Origin of the sequence: Pseudomonas sp. fls2-241-R2A-110 (assembly GCF_030209165.1) — a bacterium.
Classification (GTDB): Bacteria; Pseudomonadota; Gammaproteobacteria; order Pseudomonadales; family Pseudomonadaceae; genus Aquipseudomonas.
Genome location: NZ_JARVSN010000009.1, coordinates 14,856 through 33,322, shown reverse-complemented (window position 1 = coordinate 33,322; position 18,467 = coordinate 14,856). Strand labels below are relative to the sequence as shown.

17 protein-coding genes are annotated in these 18,467 nt (G+C 58.8%); 14 read left to right on the top strand and 3 right to left on the bottom strand.

Translation table 11 applies throughout. The annotated features are described in order from the left end of the window. Positions 1 to 9 precede the first annotated feature (9 nt). Positions 10 to 900 carry a putrescine utilization regulator PtrR gene (gene ptrR, locus QRN31_RS07335; protein WP_285431101.1) on the bottom strand — a complete coding sequence of 297 codons (891 nt, stop codon included), beginning with the start codon at positions 898 to 900 and terminating at the stop codon, positions 10 to 12. Positions 901 to 1,000: 100 nt separating this feature from the next. On the opposite strand from ptrR, the gene QRN31_RS07330 reads away from it, so the two are divergent. Next, on the top strand, positions 1,001 to 2,392 hold the full coding sequence (locus QRN31_RS07330; RefSeq protein ID WP_285431099.1) for an aldehyde dehydrogenase family protein: 1,392 nt from the start codon (positions 1,001 to 1,003) through the stop codon (positions 2,390 to 2,392). Between the two features lie 47 nt (positions 2,393 to 2,439). Here QRN31_RS07330 and QRN31_RS07325 read toward each other — a convergent pair whose 3' ends face one another. After that, positions 2,440 to 2,811 carry a nuclear transport factor 2 family protein gene (locus tag QRN31_RS07325; RefSeq protein ID WP_285431097.1) on the bottom strand — a complete coding sequence of 124 codons (372 nt, stop codon included), beginning with the start codon at positions 2,809 to 2,811 and terminating at the stop codon, positions 2,440 to 2,442. Between the two features lie 111 nt (positions 2,812 to 2,922). Here QRN31_RS07325 and QRN31_RS07320 point away from each other — a divergent pair, with 111 nt between their 5' ends. Beyond that, complete coding sequence (locus QRN31_RS07320) at positions 2,923 to 3,585, top strand: glutathione S-transferase family protein (protein ID WP_285431095.1); 663 nt, start codon at positions 2,923 to 2,925, stop codon at positions 3,583 to 3,585. A gap of 5 nt (positions 3,586 to 3,590) precedes the next feature. Here the strand turns inward: QRN31_RS07320 and QRN31_RS07315 are convergent, their stop codons facing one another. Beyond that, positions 3,591 to 4,535 carry an aldo/keto reductase gene (locus QRN31_RS07315; protein WP_285431093.1) on the bottom strand — a complete coding sequence of 315 codons (945 nt, stop codon included), beginning with the start codon at positions 4,533 to 4,535 and terminating at the stop codon, positions 3,591 to 3,593. Positions 4,536 to 4,609: 74 nt separating this feature from the next. Between QRN31_RS07315 and QRN31_RS07310 the strand changes: the two genes are divergently transcribed. The 12 genes from QRN31_RS07310 (at position 4,610) to QRN31_RS07255 (ending at position 18,443) form a co-directional block, all read left to right on the top strand. After that, the gene (locus tag QRN31_RS07310) at positions 4,610 to 5,398 is read left to right on the top strand and encodes an alpha/beta hydrolase (protein ID WP_285431091.1); all 789 of its coding nucleotides are present in this window, start codon (positions 4,610 to 4,612) and stop codon (positions 5,396 to 5,398) included. A gap of 139 nt (positions 5,399 to 5,537) precedes the next feature. Continuing rightward, the gene (locus QRN31_RS07305; RefSeq protein WP_285431089.1) at positions 5,538 to 6,437 is read left to right on the top strand and encodes a bestrophin family protein; all 900 of its coding nucleotides are present in this window, start codon (positions 5,538 to 5,540) and stop codon (positions 6,435 to 6,437) included. 680 nt (positions 6,438 to 7,117) lie between these two features. Continuing rightward, positions 7,118 to 7,654: a transcription/translation regulatory transformer protein RfaH gene (gene rfaH, locus QRN31_RS07300; RefSeq protein ID WP_285431087.1), complete on the top strand. Its 537-nt coding sequence runs from the start codon at positions 7,118 to 7,120 to the stop codon at positions 7,652 to 7,654. 27 nt (positions 7,655 to 7,681) lie between these two features. Continuing rightward, the gene (locus QRN31_RS07295; protein WP_285431085.1) at positions 7,682 to 8,842 is read left to right on the top strand and encodes an outer membrane beta-barrel protein; all 1,161 of its coding nucleotides are present in this window, start codon (positions 7,682 to 7,684) and stop codon (positions 8,840 to 8,842) included. A gap of 12 nt (positions 8,843 to 8,854) precedes the next feature. Next, positions 8,855 to 9,388 carry a polysaccharide biosynthesis/export family protein gene (locus tag QRN31_RS07290; RefSeq protein WP_285431084.1) on the top strand — a complete coding sequence of 178 codons (534 nt, stop codon included), beginning with the start codon at positions 8,855 to 8,857 and terminating at the stop codon, positions 9,386 to 9,388. A gap of 2 nt (positions 9,389 to 9,390) precedes the next feature. Next, the gene (locus tag QRN31_RS07285) at positions 9,391 to 11,706 is read left to right on the top strand and encodes a GumC family protein (protein WP_285431083.1); all 2,316 of its coding nucleotides are present in this window, start codon (positions 9,391 to 9,393) and stop codon (positions 11,704 to 11,706) included. Between the two features lie 143 nt (positions 11,707 to 11,849). After that, entirely contained in the window at positions 11,850 to 13,241 is a 1,392-nt protein-coding gene (locus QRN31_RS07280) for an undecaprenyl-phosphate glucose phosphotransferase (RefSeq protein ID WP_285431081.1), read from the top strand. 58 nt (positions 13,242 to 13,299) lie between these two features. Beyond that, on the top strand, positions 13,300 to 14,004 hold the full coding sequence (locus tag QRN31_RS07275) for a WecB/TagA/CpsF family glycosyltransferase (RefSeq protein ID WP_285431080.1): 705 nt from the start codon (positions 13,300 to 13,302) through the stop codon (positions 14,002 to 14,004). Positions 14,005 to 14,006: 2 nt separating this feature from the next. Continuing rightward, complete coding sequence (locus QRN31_RS07270; protein WP_285431079.1) at positions 14,007 to 15,077, top strand: glycosyltransferase; 1,071 nt, start codon at positions 14,007 to 14,009, stop codon at positions 15,075 to 15,077. Further along, positions 15,074 to 16,186 (top strand): glycosyltransferase, encoded by a 1,113-nt coding sequence (locus QRN31_RS07265; protein WP_285431077.1) that lies wholly within the window; start codon positions 15,074 to 15,076, stop codon positions 16,184 to 16,186. Before QRN31_RS07270 ends, QRN31_RS07265 begins: the two co-directional genes overlap by 4 nt. Continuing rightward, complete coding sequence (locus tag QRN31_RS07260) at positions 16,183 to 17,514, top strand: O-antigen ligase family protein (RefSeq protein ID WP_285431076.1); 1,332 nt, start codon at positions 16,183 to 16,185, stop codon at positions 17,512 to 17,514. The genes QRN31_RS07265 and QRN31_RS07260 overlap by 4 nt, the downstream gene beginning before the upstream one ends. Continuing rightward, positions 17,508 to 18,443 carry a glycosyltransferase family 2 protein gene (locus QRN31_RS07255; RefSeq protein WP_285431075.1) on the top strand — a complete coding sequence of 312 codons (936 nt, stop codon included), beginning with the start codon at positions 17,508 to 17,510 and terminating at the stop codon, positions 18,441 to 18,443. The genes QRN31_RS07260 and QRN31_RS07255 overlap by 7 nt, the downstream gene beginning before the upstream one ends. Positions 18,444 to 18,467: the final 24 nt, after the last annotated feature.

Sequence of the window (18,467 nt, the reverse complement as noted above, 5' to 3'; positions counted from 1 at the left end):
GTTTTGCGTTTATTCAGGAATTGCGGCTGCTTGCTGAACCACACCGCGCTCTTCCAGCAAACGCACAAACATCGTCAGGCTCTGCGACACCGTGCCTCTGCGCCACACCAGCCAGGTGCGCAAATAACGGAACGATTGCGACAACGGCCAGATGCTCACGGTGCTGCAGCCCGGCATGCTTTCGAGCATGCTGCGCGGCATCAGCGCCAGGCCGGCACCGGCGCTGACGCAGGCCAGCATGCCGTGATAGGACTCCATCTCGAATATCTTGCCGGGCACCGCCGCGTCGTTGGCGAACCAGCTTTCGAAGTGGTGGCGGTAGGAGCAATTGGAACGGAAGGCGTAGATGTTTTCGCCGTTCACATCCTGCGCACGCTGGATGGGGGAATGGTGCAGCGGCGCGATCAGCACCATCTCTTCCTCGAAAGCCGGCACGCCCTCCAGCGCCGGGTGCAATACCGGGCCGTCGACAAACGCAGCAGCCAATCGCCCCGATAACACGCCATCGATCATGGTCCCGGAAGGCCCGGTAGACAGGTCCAGTTCGACCTTGGCGTGCTTCTGGTTATAGGCGGCCAACAGTTCCGGAATGCGCACCGCCGCCGTGCTTTCCAGCGACCCTAGCGGAAATGACCCTTGCGGTTCTTCACCGGCGACCGTCGCCCGGGCTTCCTGCACCAGGTCAAGAATGCGCCGGGCATAGTCGAGAAAACTCCAGCCGGCCGGTGAAAGGCGCAGGCGGCTTTTCTCGCGGATAAACAAGTCCACGCCCAAATCCAGCTCAAGCTGTTTAATGCGCGTCGTCAGGTTCGATGGCACCCGATGGATATGTTGGGCGGCCACGCTGATGCTGCCGTGCTCGGCGACAGCTTTGAAGATCTCGAGCTGAACCAGATCCAAGTCATTCTCCAAACGTGAACGATATGCTCAGTATTATTCAGTTTCCAGAAAATTAACACCGCCGTAATCTGAGCACATCCCCACCTCGCAGGACGGTGCCATGACCAACGTTTCCAGCCTTACCCATGCCATTTCGATCAACCCCGCCAATGGCGAGCAGATTGGTCACTACGCGTTTGAATCCGAGTCGGCGCTGCAAGCCGCACTGGCGCGTGCCGCGACCGGGTTCCGTGCCTGGCGCAGCAAGCCGGTGGCGCAACGCGCGCAGCTGTTGATCGTTCTGGCCAAGGCCTTGCGCGACAACTCGGCAGCCATGGCCAACATGATCACCCTGGAAATGGGCAAGCCGATCACCCAGGCCCGTGGCGAAATCGAGAAATGCGCGCAACTGTGCGAGTGGTACGCCGAACATGGCCCGGCGATGCTCAACGCTGAATCGACACTGGTTGAAGGTGGCAAAGCGCGCATTGAATACCGCCCGCTCGGCCCGATTCTCGCGGTGATGCCGTGGAACTTCCCGATCTGGCAGGTCCTGCGCGGCGCCGTTCCAGCCTTGATCGCCGGCAACACCTACGTGCTCAAGCATGCACCGAACGTGATGGGCAGCGCCTATTTGCTGCTCGACGCCTTCAAGCAAGCCGACTTCCCTGAAGGTGTCTTCGAAGTCATCAACGTCACGCCAGAAGGTGTTTCCACAGCGATCAAAGACTCGCGCATCGCAGCGGTCACCCTCACCGGCAGCGTGCGCGCCGGCATGGCCATCGGCGCTCAGGCCGGTGCGGCATTGAAAAAATGCGTCCTGGAACTGGGTGGCTCCGACCCGTTCATCGTGCTCAACGATGCCGACCTCGACGAAGCGGTCAAAGCCGCCGTGATTGGTCGCTATCAAAACACCGGGCAAGTCTGTGCGGCGGCCAAGCGCCTGATCGTCGAGCAAGGCATCGTCGAGGAATTCACACGCAAATTCGTCGAAGCGACCGGCAAACTGGTGGTCGGTGATCCGCTGGCGACCGAGACTTACATCGGTCCGATGGCACGCTTTGATCTGCGTGATGAACTGGATCAACAGGTACGCGACACCCTGGAGGAAGGCGCGACGTTGTTGATGGGCGGCAAGAAGGCTGAAGGCCCGGGCAACTTCTACGAGCCGACGGTCCTCGCAAATGTCACCGACCAGATGACCTCGTTCAAGCAGGAACTGTTTGGCCCGGTGGCGTCGATCATCACCGCTCGCGATGCGGCCCATGCGCTGGAGCTGGCGAACGACAGTGAGTTCGGTCTCGCCGCGACGATCTACACGCGCAATGTCGAACTGGCCGAGCAAATGACCAACGAACTGGAAACAGGCGGCGTGTTCATCAATGGCTACTGCGCCAGCGATCCACGCGTGACCTTCGGCGGCGTGAAGAAAAGCGGTTTTGGTCGTGAGTTGTCGCACTTCGGCGTTCGCGAGTTCTGCAACGCGCAGACCGTGTGGCTGGATCGCCGCTAATCGCCTCCGGTTGCCTGGGTGTCGTTCAACACCCAGGCAACTGCGCTTTATTCGTTGAGGTAATACACCTTGTTGACGATCATCCAGCGCTGCTTGATTTTCAGTAACGACAGATAATCCGTGAACCGCATGCCGAGATAGTCATCAATGACTTTCACGGCAGCGGCATCGCCCGTCACATCAACGCTAACGGTTTGCCAGAACGGATTGACGTCCTTGGCCGCCGGTCCCTCGGCCTTGATCGCGCTGATAAAGTCATTCAACGGCAACCATTCCAGTTCATTGTGATAGTGACCGATGATGCGACAGTCGGGATGAAACGCCTGCCGCAGCAGCACTTCGTCGGCGAAAACCATCCCTTCCACGTAATTGCGCACCACAATGCTGATGAGCTCTTTGTCCAGCGTTTGAGCCGTCATGTCATACCTCCAACTGACTCATGCCACCTGAAAAGTCTAGCACCGCGTTTCGGTCAACCACCCCGGCGGCGACTATGCTGTTGAGGGCAAACTCTGCGGGAGGATTTGAAGATGTCATTGACGCTTTACTACCATCCGTTGTCGTCGTACTGCCACAAGGTGCTGATCGCGCTGTATGAAAACGCTACCGACTTCGACAGGCGAATCATCGATCTGGGGGACGTAGCGCAGCGAGCAGAGCTTCAAGCACTGTGGCCACTGGTCAAGTTTCCGGTCATCCATGACGCCGCTCGCCAGCGAACGGTGCCGGAATCCACCATCATCATCGAATACCTGGACCGGCTTTTCCCGGGCGCCAACGCGCTGATTCCCGGCGATTGGGACAGCGCATTGGAGGTTCGATTGTGGGACCGGTTTTTCGATAACCATGTTCAGGGGCCGATGCATCAGATTGTCCTTGATCGCCTGCGCTCGGCCCACGGCGATCTGACCAGGGAACGCGCGGCGCTGGACACGGCATACGGTATTCTCGAACATCAGATGGCCTCCCGGATATGGGCGGCCAGCGCGGATTTCAGCCTGGCCGATTGCGCGGCGGCGCCGGCCTTGTTTTATGCCAGCACACTCCAGCCGTTCCACGACGATCACCACCACTTGCACGCTTATTTCGAGCGGTTGATGGCGCGGCCGTCAGTGCGGCGAGTCCTTGACGAAGCCAAGCCCTACTTCTCGATGTTTCCGTTCGCCGAGGCCATCCCGGAGCGGTTTCGCTAGCGCACTCATTTGACGATATCGATCAATTGCTCGCGTTGCGCTCCCGTCAGCATCGGCCCGAAACCGGCACCGGCATTGTCCGCCATGTAGCGCGGATTACCGGTGCCGGGAATCACACAGGTCACTGCCGGGTGGGCCAGGAGGAACTTGAGTGCCATTTGCGGCCAACTGTTGACCCTGACATCCGCCGCCCAGCGCGGTAACGGTTTGTCCTGCAAACGGGCGAGCAGGCCACCGCCGCCGAACGGCCGATTACAGATCACCGCCACGCCACGCTCGCGGCACAGGGGCAGGATGCGCTTTTCGACGCCGCGATCATCCAGGGCATAGTTGATCTGCAAAAAATCCAGGGGCTCGGCCTTGAGCACCGCTTCCACCTCGTCATACGCCGACGCGGTGTAATGGGTGATGCCGATGTAGCGGATGCGCCCTGCTTTCTTCCATTCACGCAAGGTCGGCAGATGGGTTTGCCAGTCCAGCAGATTGTGGATCTGCATCAGGTCGATGCGGTCGGTTTGCAGCAGCTTGAAGGACTGCTCCATCTGCGCCAGGCCTTCTTCGCGGCCACGGGTCCAGACCTTGGTGGCCAGAAACGCCGGCGAGCGCGGTTCATGGATCGACAGCAATTCACCGGTCGTCTGCTCGGCGCGACCGTACATGGGCGAGCTGTCGATGACCGTCCCACCCTTCTCGAACAACGCGCGCAGCACGGCCGGCAGCTGTTTGTAGGCCGCACTCGCAGGCTCGACATCGAACCCGCGATACGTCCCCAACCCGACGATGGGCAATGGCTCGTTGCTGGAAGGTATGGGCCGGGTCAGCATGTTCTTGCCTCCTGTTTCCGTCGCCGGCGCAGATGCTGCAAAGGCCGGATCGAAGGTGAAAACCGCCGAAGCACCGGCAACCAGCGCGAGCAGTTGTCGACGCGTGTACCCATCAGTGTGGCTCATGGAATGGCCCTCGACCGATGAACTAGACTCTGGCTTCGATCCAGTGGATTGCATCCCTCAGCCCAGAGCCGTCAATGTTGCCCACTAAAGCTAGTCGAATGTCGCGAATCCTGATGCTCATCGTCGTCATCCTGGCAGCGTTGTACTTGACGCTGTGTGCGGCGCTGTTCCTGTTTCAGCGCGCGCTGATCTACTACCCAAGGCCCAGCGCCATCCAGACGCCGGAATCGGTGCTGATGCTGGCCGTCGACGATGCGCAAGTGCAGGTGTCCGTCAGGTCGCACGACGGACCCAAGGCGTTGATCTATTTCGGCGGCAATGCCGAGGATGTGTCGCGTAACCTGCCCGAGTTCGCGCAGGCGTTCCCGGACCATGCCATCTACTTGCTGCACTATCGAGGCTACGGTGCAAGCTCCGGCTCGCCGTCGGAAGAGGCGATCCAGCGTGATGCCATGACCCTGTTTGACAAGGTCTACGGCAGCCACCCGCAAATCGCCCTGGTGGGTCGCAGCCTCGGATCAGGCGTTGCCGTGCGCCTCGCCAGTCAACGCCCGGCTTCAAGCCTGATTCTGATTACGCCCTACAACAGCCTGGAAGACCTCGCCGCGCGCCAGTTCCCGTGGGTTCCGGTGAGGTGGCTGCTACAGGAACGATTTGAATCATGGCGGTACGCGGCGCACATCACGATACCGACGCTATTGATCGTGGCCGAACACGACGAAGTCATACCGCGCGCCAGCACCGAGCAGCTCTACGCCCACTTCGCCAAAGGCGTGGCCACGCTGCGGGTCATCGATGGCGTAGGCCACAACTCAATCTCCGAAAGTCCCGAATACCTGCCGTTGCTGGGCACAGGGCTGTGATGGCAAACGATGTGGTGATAGAGCCCGTCGATCATTCGGTCACAAACAGTGATTGGACGGCCCGCCCCCTTGCTCTTAGCCTGCGCCCGACCGGCTATCAAACATCTGGATCACACGTATTTTCCGTAGGCAGGACACCATGATCGTCAGACCCAAACCGAACTTCCTCAACATCATGAGTGCGATCAAGGGTTCGATCGCCAAACGGATTGCCCTGCGCTGCCTGATGGTGACGCTGCTCGCGTCAGTGATCGTGCTCGTCGAGACCTTGCACCCCAGCTACTTCTCCAAGGTCAGCGCGACACCGTTCACGTTGCTGGGTCTGTCGCTCTCGATCTTCATGAGTTTTCGCAACAACGCCTGTTATGACCGCTGGTACGAAGGCCGCAAAGCCTGGGGCGACGTGATGGTCGCCATCCGCTCGATGATCCGCGAAACCCGAATCATCCAGGACGCAAACGAGCGTCGCACACTCCTTCGTCATCTGTGCGGGTTTGCCCACGCGCTCAACGCGAAGCTGCGCCTGGAAAATGAGCTCGCGGCCAGTGGCCGCTGGCTCGACCCGTTGCCGGAAGACAGTACGCCAGACTTCAGTGGACAGATATTGCAGCAGGTCGGGCAGCAGTGTTCGACACTCAGCGAATCCGGCGTGATCAACGAATGGCGCTACACGATCATGAGCAATCATCTGACTCACCTGACCCAGGCTCAGGCGACCTGCGAACGCATCAAACACACTCCGCTGCCCTTCGCCTACACCTTGTTGCTGCACCGAACCAGCTACCTGTTCTGCTTCTTGCTGCCCTTCGCGATGGCCGAGCCCCTGGGCTGGCTGACACCGATTTTCACCGCGATTGTCAGCTACACCTTTTTCGGCCTGGATGCGATTGGCGACGAACTGGAGGACCCGTTTGGGCGCGATGAAAATGACCTGCCAATCGATGCCATTGTGCGCACTATCGAGCGGGAGATTCTTGCGGCACTGGGAGAAACCCCGCTGCCTCCCGTGCTCAAGCCGGTGGATTTTGTATTGGGGTGATAACACCTGACGCCAGCGCTACTACCACACCACATATTACAATATGGCAAGTTTGATTCTCAATTACAGTAACGCTTATAGACCTGTTCCTTATTAACTCCCGCTCATTAGTTATAGCGCTGTGATAGCAGCGACTTGCTCTTTACCCCAAGCCTCCATTATCGGGGGATTGCAACGCAACATTCAGCCACGCCTGACTATTAATAGTTTAAAAAGTTTAAACCATCCGACGGAAAAAAATTCATACCTAAAAACAATCAGTTAAGCCCTGGCGAATTCACTATTGGATAAAAGGCATGTTTTTTGGCGAGGAACGTTTGACAGGGCGCCAAGACTGGTCGATAACTACACCGGTCCATTAGAACAGGGCGCGAGCGCATATTACTCATTTCTCTCTGTTCCCCGGACAACTTGAAAATGACTTGTCTTCAGGCCCTTGTATGGACCGTGCGGTAGCTTTGCCAACGGCAATTGCCAGCCTCACATACCCAATATGCCACCTCAGATATATCCCGATTATTTACCTCATTGTTGCATGGACACAACAGTGCCTGACTCACTATTGATACACGCCCAAGCAAACCACATAAAAATTATAATACTGTCCAACTCAACACTTTCCGGGACGCCAATAGAGCCACTGCCTGCCTAAACTTTCGATAATTACGGAGTTTACCAGCATGTCTGCGATCAGTTGCGAACGTTCCGCCTGGTACCTGTTGCAATGCAAACCTCACCAGGATGAACGAGCCCGTATCAACCTGATTCAACAGAACTTTGTCGTGTTCCATCCTCAGTTTATAAGTGATCGCATCATTCGCGGAAAACAACAGCGGGTGCGCGAATCACTTTTCCCCGGTTATCTGTTCATCCATCTTGGCGGCAACGACAATTGGGCGCCCATACGCTCTACTCGCGGCGTCAGTCGTATCGTCGAATTCAATCATGGTCCCGCAACGGTGTCCGAGAACGTCATCGAGCACCTGCGTGCGCGCTGTTTCGAATCATCGATCCCCCATGATGACCCGCCGCTGACGCCCGGAGACCACCTGCAAATAATCCGCGGACCGCTGTCGACACTTGAGGGCGTTTTCATCGCGTCGCATGGGGCCGAGCGCGTGATGATCCTGCTGCAATTTCTGAATCGCGAGCAGCCTATCTGTGTGCCCTTAAGTGACCTCGAACGCCAGCACACCCCGTTGCAGCTCAATATTTGACTGATTGATTATTCCAGGAGCCATCACATGGCCTTGAAATCACGCTGCCTTATTGCACTGATCACGGCCTCGCTGTATCCCTCAATGGCCTGGAGCATTCGCCCGGCGCCGATCGATCTGTACGGGTTGGACTTCACACCGACCTTCCTGCTTTCAGAAAGTTATGACGATAATTTCCGGGAGCTGGAAAGCAACAAGCAGTCTTCCATGATCACCCAGTTGCTGCCCTCCTTCGAGCTCAAGGCCGAAGATCGCAACAGCGCCACGCGATTAATCTGGCAACCCTCCCGGCATATTTACCACGACGAACCGGATGCTTCGTACACGGCTCAACGGGTGCGGGGGGAAAGCATTATGGAGTTCACTGACAGGCACCGACTGAAACTTGAAGCCGACTACCATAAATACCAGACCACGGAATCAACGGCAGTCGAAGGCGTCAACGACAAGCTCAACAACAAACTCGTGGGCGGCCTCTACACCTACGGAGCCAAGAGCGCTGACAATCAGATCGATTTCGGCGCCAATTACGATGAACTTCGCTACGACAATGCCGACGGCGTCAATGACGACAAAGAGCGCAATACCACCGGCCTGACCACCACCTGGTATCACCGCATCGGCAGCAACACCCGCAGCCTGCTGGAATACGATCACACCCGTTTTGATTACCTGCAATCCAACAGTCCGCGCAGCAGCAATTCCGATGCCGTCCTCGCCGGCGCCGTTTGGGACATCACCGCTCGCACCACCGGTAAAGTCCGCGTCGGTTATGAAAAAAAGAACTTCGATAGCAGCCAATCCAACGACCTCAACAACCCCACCTGGCAAATAGACCTGCAATGGAAGCCACGCACTTATTCGACATTCACCTTCGTTGCCCGCCAGGCCCTCGCCGAGGGCGATGATGGCGCCGAGGCCGTCAAGTCGACCTTTACCCAGGTCGGTTGGCGCCACGGCTGGACCGAGCGGATCACCACGGTGGCCGAAGCCGGGATCGGTCGATATGTCTACGAAGGCCAAACTCGCACGGACAACCTGCAGGACTACAACCTGGCCGTGATGTACGCGATGCGCCGCTGGCTGGATATCGAACTCGGTTATCGATTCCGCGATAACAGCTCCGATGCCGACAATCAAAGTTTCACCCGCAATGTGGTGCACATCAGCTTCAACGTAAGCCTCTAAGAGGGTTTAGACATGAACTCACAGACGCTTGGTTTGTTGTTCGCGCTGGCGGTTCTACCCAATACGTATGCAGCAGACCCCGGGACCCAATACAAACTGGCCGCCGGCGATGTCTTGCGCATCACCGTGTTTGGCGAACCGGAGTTGAGCCTGAAAAGAATCCGCCTCAGCGACGCCGGCACGTTTTCCTACCCGTTCCTGGGTGAGATATCCGCAAAGGGCCTGACCCCCGGCCAAGTTGAAAAGATCATCGCCGACGGACTTAAACAAGGTTATCTGATCGACCCGAAAGTCAGCTTGAGCCAGATTGAATACCGTTCGTTCTACATCAATGGCGAAGTACAGAAACCTGGCAGTTACCCATTCGTCCCCGGCCTGACACTGGAGAAAGCCATCGCCCTGGGCGGCGGCTTGACGGAGCGTGCCTCGATCAAACGCGTGACCATCGTGCGCGGTGATGGCGGTGCCACGCTTACCGACGAAGTCACGCGTAGCACCACGATCGCCCCCGGCGACACCATTTCCATTGCTCAAGGGTTCTTCTGATCATGGACAACAGCCCCAGCACCTACGTCGAACGTCCTCTTCAAACGCATCTGCATCAGCAGAACAGCGAAGACCAGGACACCATTGATCTGCTTAACGTCTGGCGGGTGATCTGGCGCGCCAAATGGAGCATCGGCTGGCTGATCCTGCTGTGCTGTGCGTTGGCGACGATTGTGGTCTGTACCCTTATTACGCCGCAGTACATCGGCAGCACCACCTTGCTGTTCAACGATAAAACGCCGCCGGTGGTGTCCTTCGAGCAGGTCAAGGATTCAGGCGGTACCGCCACCGAATACTTGCAAACCCAACAGGCGCTCCTGCAATCGCGGGACCTTGCCGAACGCGCGGTGAGAAAACTCAACCTGACGACCAACCCGATCACAGACCCACGCCAGCAGCCGAAATCCTGGTTCACCCCACGCCAGTGGCTGGCGGACCTCGACCTTGACCAATGGCTGCCAGGGTTGAGCAAGTTGATACCGGAAAAAAATCCGCCCACCGAGGAGGACATTTTCAACGAGGTCACACAAAACCTCATGCAAAAAACCAACGTCAAATTCGTCGGCAAAAGCCAGTTGCTTCAAATCGACGTCGAACTGCCTGACCCGGATCTCGCGGCCGCTGTCGCCAACTCGCTGGCCCAGAGCTTTACCGACAGTCAGCTCGACACCAGCGAGAAGTCATCGCAGACCCTCACGGCCTGGATGAACACACGACTGATCAACCTGCGCGATAACTTGCGTGCGGCTGAGAAAAAACTACAGGGCTATCGGGAAGAGCAAGGTCTGGTTGACGTTGGCGGTGTCGCCACCATCAGCGCCAACGAACTGGAAATGACCGGAAATCGCATGGTCGACGCCCGTCGCAACCGTGCTGAAGCAGAGAGCGAATATCGCCAGGCGAAGGCCCTGAGCAATGGCGACCTGAGCCGACTGTCCAGTGTGCCGGCAGTCTTGAGTAACCCGTTGGTCCAGCAATTCCAGGCGGACCGAGCCAAGGCGCAAGCCAAGGTCGATGAGCTGTCGGCACGTTACGGTCCAAAACACCCGAGCCTGATTGCCGCACAGTCCGATTTGCGCGCCGCCACCACCAGCCTGCAATTGCAGGTGCAACAGGTGGTCGCCGGGATCGAGCGGCAATACCAGCTCGCCACGGCCAGTGAGGCCTCCCTGCGCCAATCTTTCAACAGTAACAAATCGCAGATCCAGGACATTGCCCGCAAGGAATTCCAGTTGCGTGAGTTCCAGCGCGAAGTCGACAGCACCCGCGCGCTGTATGAAACCTTCGTCACTCGCTTGAAGGAAACCGCCGCCACCGCCGACATGGACTCCACCAAAGTACGCATCGTCGACCCGGCTATTGTGCCGGTGGAAGCGAGCAAACCGCGCAAAACCCTGATTGTCGGGATCGTCGGCTTGCTCGCGGCGATGATCGGTGTGGCGCTGGCGTTGCTTCAGGACAAACTGAGCAATACCTTCAAGACCGACGAGTCGATCGAAAGCACGCTTAACATTCCGCTGCTCAGCGTGGTGCCTTTGGTCATGAAGAAAAGTCGCCGGCAACTGGCGCGGTTGTTCGAAGACAATGACAACCCGCGTTTCTCCGAAACCATTCGCAACCTGCGCACCTGGCTGATGTTGCAAAGCAGTGATATGCCCTCGCAAGTAGTGCTGGTCACCTCGACCGTTGCCAGCGAAGGCAAAAGTACCATCGCCAACAACCTGGCCAGCTCGCTCACCCCGCTGGAGCGGGTGCTGCTGATCGACGCCGACATGCGCCAGCCGACGCTCTCGCTGAATTTCGATTTCCCACCGGAAAGTCCGGGGCTGGCCAATGTGATTGCCGGCACTGCCCGACTGGAAGACTGCATCGTCTCGGTGGGCAATCTGGACATGTTGCCAGCTGGAAGTATGGCGCCTCCCGCCCTGGATCTGTTCGGCGCGCCGCGCTTGCCTTCCCCTGCGGACACCAACGATTCGGCGAATCAGCCGCCGCCACAGGACCTGCTCAGCTCACCGCGGATGGCGCGCATGCTTGAAGTGCTCAAGACGCGTTACCGGCACATCATTATCGATTCACCCCCAGCAGAAATGATCAGCGATGCGTTGTTACTGGCCAGGCATTCGGATGCCGTGATCTATGTGGTCAAGGCCGACAGCACGCCGATCAATCAGGTGCAGAGAAGCATTGCGGTATTGCAGCAAAGCCACGTTCCGGTATTCGGAGCCGTGCTCAATCAGGTCGATCTGCGCAAGGCACGCAAGTACGGCTACAACCATTCACGCCCGTTCTACAACTACGACTTCGTGCCCAGATAACCCGAGACCACGCTTGCCGCTGCACCTCCTTGCACCCTCAACATCACTTGCATCACCTGAGCCGAGCTTAGGACTACCCGGCGGGAGCCACGCCATGTCTCCCGATCAGTGCCTATGGAACATCCTGTCTCGAGGTCAAGCAAATGACACCGCAATACACCCAACACATCGCACACCGCCGAGGCCTGACGTTCTGGCTGCAATGGTTGAGTGCGATGACGCTGACCATCTCGCTGCTGACGCTGCTCGTGTATTGGCGCGTCGGCACCCTGACCAGCGACTACCGCATTCTGATGATCATGACCGTGCTCGGTTCAGTGCCGGTCTACAGCATGATGCAGGTTTACCACAAGCGTCATGGCCTGCTGGTCGGACTTGGCCGATTACTCGCTGCCTGGTTGATTCTGCTGGCGATTCTGGCGGCCATTGCGTTCATTACCCAGACCAGCGCGATTTTCTCGCGTCAGGTCATCATCGTCTGGATGGTGCTGGGCTTTGTGGTGCAGGCCGCGAGTTTTCTGCCCCTGCACTGCCTTGCCCGATTGCATTCGCGGATGATGTGCAACGAGCGTCGCTCAGTGATCATCGGCACCTGCCCGACCGCCCATGAGCTGGCGAAAAAACTCAGCAGGCCGAACCGCGCGCTGGTGCTGGGATTTATCGCCGCCGCCGATGACAGCGGCCCGGCACCCAGCATTCTGCCGCTGCTGGGTCGCGTCGATGCAATCCGCGAGATCATCACGCGCCTGGAGGTACGCCGCGTCTACATCGTGCTCAATATGGCGCATGCCGCCACCATCGAAGCGCTCTACATCGACCTGCTGGACATGAACGTCGACGTGGTGTGGATCCCGGATTTCAGCAGCATGGTGCTGCTCAATCACTCGATCTCGGAAATCGAGCGGATGCCGGCCATTTACCTCAACGAGAGCCTGATCAGCTCGCATCCCGCCAGCCTGTTTTGCAAGGACCTGTTCGAGCGCAGCCTGGCCGCCACGGCCATTATCGTGCTCAGCCCGTTGCTGTTGGCGGTGGCGATTGCCGTCAAGCTGACCTCCCCGGGCCCCGTGCTGTTCAAGCAGAGTCGCCACGGCTGCAACGGTGAAGTAATCAAGGTCTGGAAGTTTCGTTCGATGCGCCAGCACGATGATAACGAGGTACGCCAGGCCACTCGTGACGATGATCGCGTCACCCCGCTAGGGCGCTTTCTGCGCCGCAGTTCCATCGACGAACTGCCGCAGTTGTTCAATGTGCTGTTCGGCCAGATGGCCCTGGTCGGCCCACGCCCGCATGCCGTCACCCACAACATTTACTACACCGGCAAAGTGCGCGCCTACATGGCCCGTCATCGCCTCAAGCCAGGCATTACCGGGCTGGCCCAGATCACCGGGCATCGAGGCGAAACCGAAACGGTGGAAAAGATGCAGCTGCGCGTCGCCCAGGACCTCAACTACATCAACCAGTGGTCGCTGTGGCTGGACATCAAGATCCTCATCAAGACCCCCTTCACGTTGTTTTCCAAAAACATCTACTGACGCCCCGCCCCATCGTAGATCCGTGTCACCTCCCCGTTGATCTGAATGGAGTCGCTCCATGATCAGGCTGCAAATAGTCAGGCATTACTCACCGAAGTTACTGGACGCCAACCAGGCCTATTCCTTCATTAACTTTGCCTCCATCGGCAGTTTGTTCGAACAGCCCCCCAGCACCGTCGCGTTTTTTTGCGACGGCATGCTGATGTCGACGTTCATGTCCCGCGTGACGGGCAGGACAGTGGGCCGGGTCAGCTTCGACTTCACGTCGATTGCCGACCGCGTCCTGGGCAGCGCCGAGCAACAGGGCAAGCGCGTGTACTTCGTCGGTGCCCGGCAAGCTGAACTGGAACTGTTCATCGGCAAGATCAAGCTGCTCTACCCCGGACTGGCCATCGCCGGTTATCACCATGGCTACTTCAACCCGGATCAGGCCGAAGGCATTCGGGCCGACATCTGCCGTAGCCAGGCGAACATCCTGATCGTTGGCCTGGGAGCCGGGCTGCAAGAGCAGTTCGAGCAGGAGGCGTTGCGTGCCGGTTTCAGGGGGGTCGCCTTCACCTGCGGCGGCTTCATTCGCCAGGAAGCGTTGGCCACGCGTAACTATTACCCAGCCGTGATCAATCGCCTGCACCTGCGCGCGTTTTATCGCATGTATCGCGAGCCCCATACGATCAAACGCTACCTCATCGACTATCCCGGCAATTTTCTGCAGCTGCTGGCGATGATCCTTCAGCGCAAAGTCGCTATCAGCGTTGGGGAATGACCATGCACATCCTGTTCATTCTCAAGGATTTCAAGGCGGGTGGCGGCGTCGAACGCGTTCAGCAGCGGCTGTCCGAGCAGTTTCTCAAAGACGGCCAGCGCGTGAGCTTTTTCGTCATGAACGGCGACACGCCGGACACCGAGGGTGTTCACCGTCACAACAGTGGCGGCGGCGGTCTGCTCAGGTCGATCATCCGGGTGCGCCGGCTGATTCGTCGTGCGGGGGTCACGCATGTGATTTCCGCCAAGGAGCAAGCCAATCTCTGCACCTGGTTCGCCACATTGGGCAGTCCCTGCAAAGTGATCTATAGCCGCCACGCGGCACTCGATTGCACTGAACAGAAAACCGGCCCCTCAAGCCTGCGTCTGCTCTATGCGTTGTACCTGTGCGGCGGCGGCAAGGTGGTAACGGTCTCCAGCGCCCTGCGCCAGTCGATGGTCGATTTGCTCCCCTGGGGTCAGCAGCGAATCCGTTATTGCCCCAATGCCGTGGTCACCGATCAACTGCTCCAGGCCTCGCATGCGCCGCCGCTGGCCGGCCTGCCCAACGATTACTGGTTGAGCCTGGGCCGTCTGGTGGAACCCAAAGGGTTTGACCTGTTGCTCGATGCCTACGCCCTGGCGTTGCGCAGTGACGCACTGCCGGATCTGGTGATTGCCGGCGATGGTCCGTTGCTCGACGCGCTGACCACCCAGGCCCGCCAACTGGGGATTGCCCATCGCGTGCATTTCACCGGTTTCCTGGCAAACCCCTATCCGCTGCTGCGGCACGCGCGATTGTTCATCCTCAGTTCCGTGCAGGAAGGCATGCCGACCGCACTGATCGAGGCCCTGGCACTGGGCACGCCCGTACTGGCCTGCGACTGCGAGACCGGGCCCCGGGAGTTGCTGGACAACGGCCGACTCGGGCAACTGGTCAGCGTCAACGACGTACCGGCGCTGGCGAATGGAATGCTGCAAAGCCTGACGTCACGAGGTTGCGTTGTGCCAAGCGCAAAAATGCTCGATGACGCCCTCCATCCTTACACCAGCCGGCACGCCGCGCAGGCTTATTACCAGGTATGGAATCAATGAAAAAGTTGCTGATTATCCTGCATGACTTGAGTGCGGGCGGGGCCGAAAAAATGATGGCGCGCCTCGCCAGTGCCCTGGTGGACGCGGGCAATGACGTGACATTGCTGATGCTCACCGGGGGAGGCCTGCATGCGACGCACCTTGATCCCCGGGTAAAAAAAGTTGAATTGCGCAGCCCGCGCACCGCGCGCGCAGTGCCGGCCCTCACGCGATTTCTGCTCGCCAATCGCTTCGACGCACAACTGGCGGCCCTCACCCACGTCAACGTGGTGGCCATCGTCGCGGCCTGGCTGTCCGGGACGCTGGCACGGCTGCACGTCAGCGAGCGCAACGCCTTTTCCCATGACAAGCACGTCAACCCCGACTTCATGGTGCGGCTGGCGTACCGGGTAGCGCCGCTGCTCTACCGGCTGATTCCCAACCCGGTGATCTGCGTCTCGCGAGGCGTCGCCCAGGATCTGGTCAACACCACCATCGCAAGACGCCAGGACGTGACCATTGCCGACAATCCGGTCCTGGACGATGACTTTCGCGACAAGCTGCCGGGGCCGCCCAGTCACCCCTGGCTACTGGAAAAATCCGGCCCGGTGCTGGTCGCCGTGGGACGACTGGCCCCGCAAAAAGGCTTCGATACCTTGATCGCTGCCTTGGCGGCATTGCCGGATCCCAATGTGCGCCTGATCATTTTTGGCGAGGGCGTGCTCAGGGACTGGTTGCTTGAACAGGCGCGCAGGCTGGACGTGGCTGATCGTGTCGACCTGCCGGGTTATACCCCCGATCCCATGGCAGAAGTGGCCGCGGCCAGTTGCTTTGTGCTGTCGTCGCGTTTCGAGGGCAGTCCCAACGTGCTGGTCGAAGCGTTGTCCACCGGCACGCCGGTGGTGTCGACCCGCTGCCCCCATGGTCCGCAAGACATTCTTATTGGAGGCCTGGTCGCCCCGCTCGTGCCCGTCGACGACCCGATCGCGCTGGCGCGGGCCATTGACCTGCAACTGTCGATACCACGGGATCTGCAACGTCAATCGCGCATCGATGCCGCTGCGCGCTTCATGAATGCCAGCGCGGTAGAAACCTACCTCGCCGCGTTGCTGCGCAGGCCATCGCCATGAACACACTTGAGATCAGATATTCCACATTGCGCGACGCCTTCACCTTGTTCGGCGTGCTGTTCTACATCCAGATGATCACCTTTGTTCTCAGTCTGGGCAGGGGCTCCAGCCTCGACGACTTCGACAAAGACCTCGAAGGCAACGTCGTCAACCAGGTGTGCGGCCTCATCACGCTATTAGTGCCGTTGTTCTTTTTCATCCGCAACAAGGTGTTCCTCAGCAAGACCTTTTACCGCAGCAACTTCTTTCTGCTGATGTTCTTGCTTTGCGTCATCGCATCGATCGGCTGGTCCCAGGACCCGATGCTGAGTCTCAAGCGATTCATCGCGATGCTCAGCGTGGTGTTTTTTGCCGGGTTCATCGCCTACAACTACAGCCTCGAAAAAATCACCTTCATGCTGGGCTGCGCCATCGGCGTAGCAGCCTTGATCGGTTTGATACTGGCATTGGTCATGCCCAGTGCGGCGTTTATTTCCGGTGGCATCCGCGACGGCGCGTTCAAGGGGATATTCACGGAAAAAAACGCCGGCGCGCGGCTCAACGCGGTCGCCATCCTGCTGTTGCTGCCGATGATTCGCCAGCGCAATCGCTGGGCCCTGTTCTGCTCGTTCTTTTCGTTCATCGCCATTGTGCTGGCCCAATCGGCCACCGGGGTGGTGCTGATCATTGCCGGGACGGTCAGCTATGGCTACTTCCTGGCGTTGATCCGTTTGCGCGTCCATCGCTCCAGGCTGGCGTTCCTCGGTTGCACCCTGCTCTACCTGTCGGTGTGCCTGTTTCTCTACGACTACTCCGCGGTGTTGCTGGAACTGGCCGGACGCGACCCATCACTCACCGATCGCACCATGATCTGGGAACTGCTCGGCCCCTTTGTCGACAATCATTTCCTCAAGGGCTACGGCTTCGGCGCGTTCTGGTCCAGTATCGATGCCGATGAATTCATTACCCGCTGGGGCTACATCGGCAACGCTCACAGCGGTTATGTAGAAACCCTGCTCAATGGCGGCATCATTCAATTGACCGCGTTGACACTGTTGCTGGCCGAGGCGCTGTTCAAGCAGTACCGGGCCGTGACCGCCAACCAGTCCGCTCAGTATCGCGCCAGCGCGCTGGTGATCATCGGCTTGTTCGTCGTCACCAATTACGTGGCCTACGTCATCCCCAACTATCGCTCCGCCGAGTTTCTGGTGTTTTGCACGCTGGCGCTGTCCTTCAAACATCACGCAGTGCAGCGCCCTGTTGCGGCGGTCACGTCCGCCCCTCGCGCTGAACGCGTGTCTCCCGGCGCAGCAGCCCAGAGCTTTCGCAAGGAGAAACACCCATGCTGAACGAAGCCGCCTGCGCCCCAGGCTCGGTGTGCGTAGTCATCCCGATGTATAACGCCGCCGGTAGCATCAGACAGACGCTCGACTCGCTGAAAGAGCAAACACGCATGCCCGATCATGTCATCGTCATCGACGATGGCTCCAGTGATGAAGGGCCGCAGATCGTCGAGCGCTACATCGCGCCCTTTCCCTTGACCCTGCTGCGCCAGGCCAACGAGGGGCCCGCCAGTGCGCGCAATAAAGGCGTGTTCAGTGCCCGGGAAACCTTTATTGCCTTTCTCGATGCCGATGACCAATGGCATCCACAAAAACTGCAAAAGCAACTGGCGCTTTACGCACAGCTGACGCGCGACGGGCACAAGGTCGGGCTCATCGATTGTTACCAGATGAGCGAATTCAGTGACGGCACCCGTCAGTTGGAAGACCGCTGCAAAGCGGGTCATCATTTTGCCGATTTCATCCACGAAAACGTGATCAACGGCACATCCGGCGTGCTGGTGGTACGCGACGTGGTGACGGCGCTCGGCGGCTTCGACCAGTCCCTGCGCTATGCCGAAGATCGCTTGCTGTGGACCCGGATCGCTGAACATTGGGAGATCCACACGGTGCCGCAGATCCTGCATCGGCGTGGCGTCAACAGCGGCAACATTACCGCACAACCTCAAAAGTACTATCCGCACAAAGTCAAATTCATCGAGCTGTACCTTGACCGTTACGGCGACCGGCTGAGCGAGCAACAACGCATCCATTTCGTGCTGGCCAATCACGCCGATTTCCTCAACGCATTCTCCCGACGCGGCGAACACGTGCAGGTCATCCAGGTGTTCCAGCGGATGCTGGAGCATTCCTGGAAGGCGATGTTTTTCTTCAACGGCAAACCGACCCTGCGTTACCTCTACGCCCTGGCAAAAACGTTTGGCAGGACTTCCTGAGTCGGCATCCCTCTATCTTCCGCG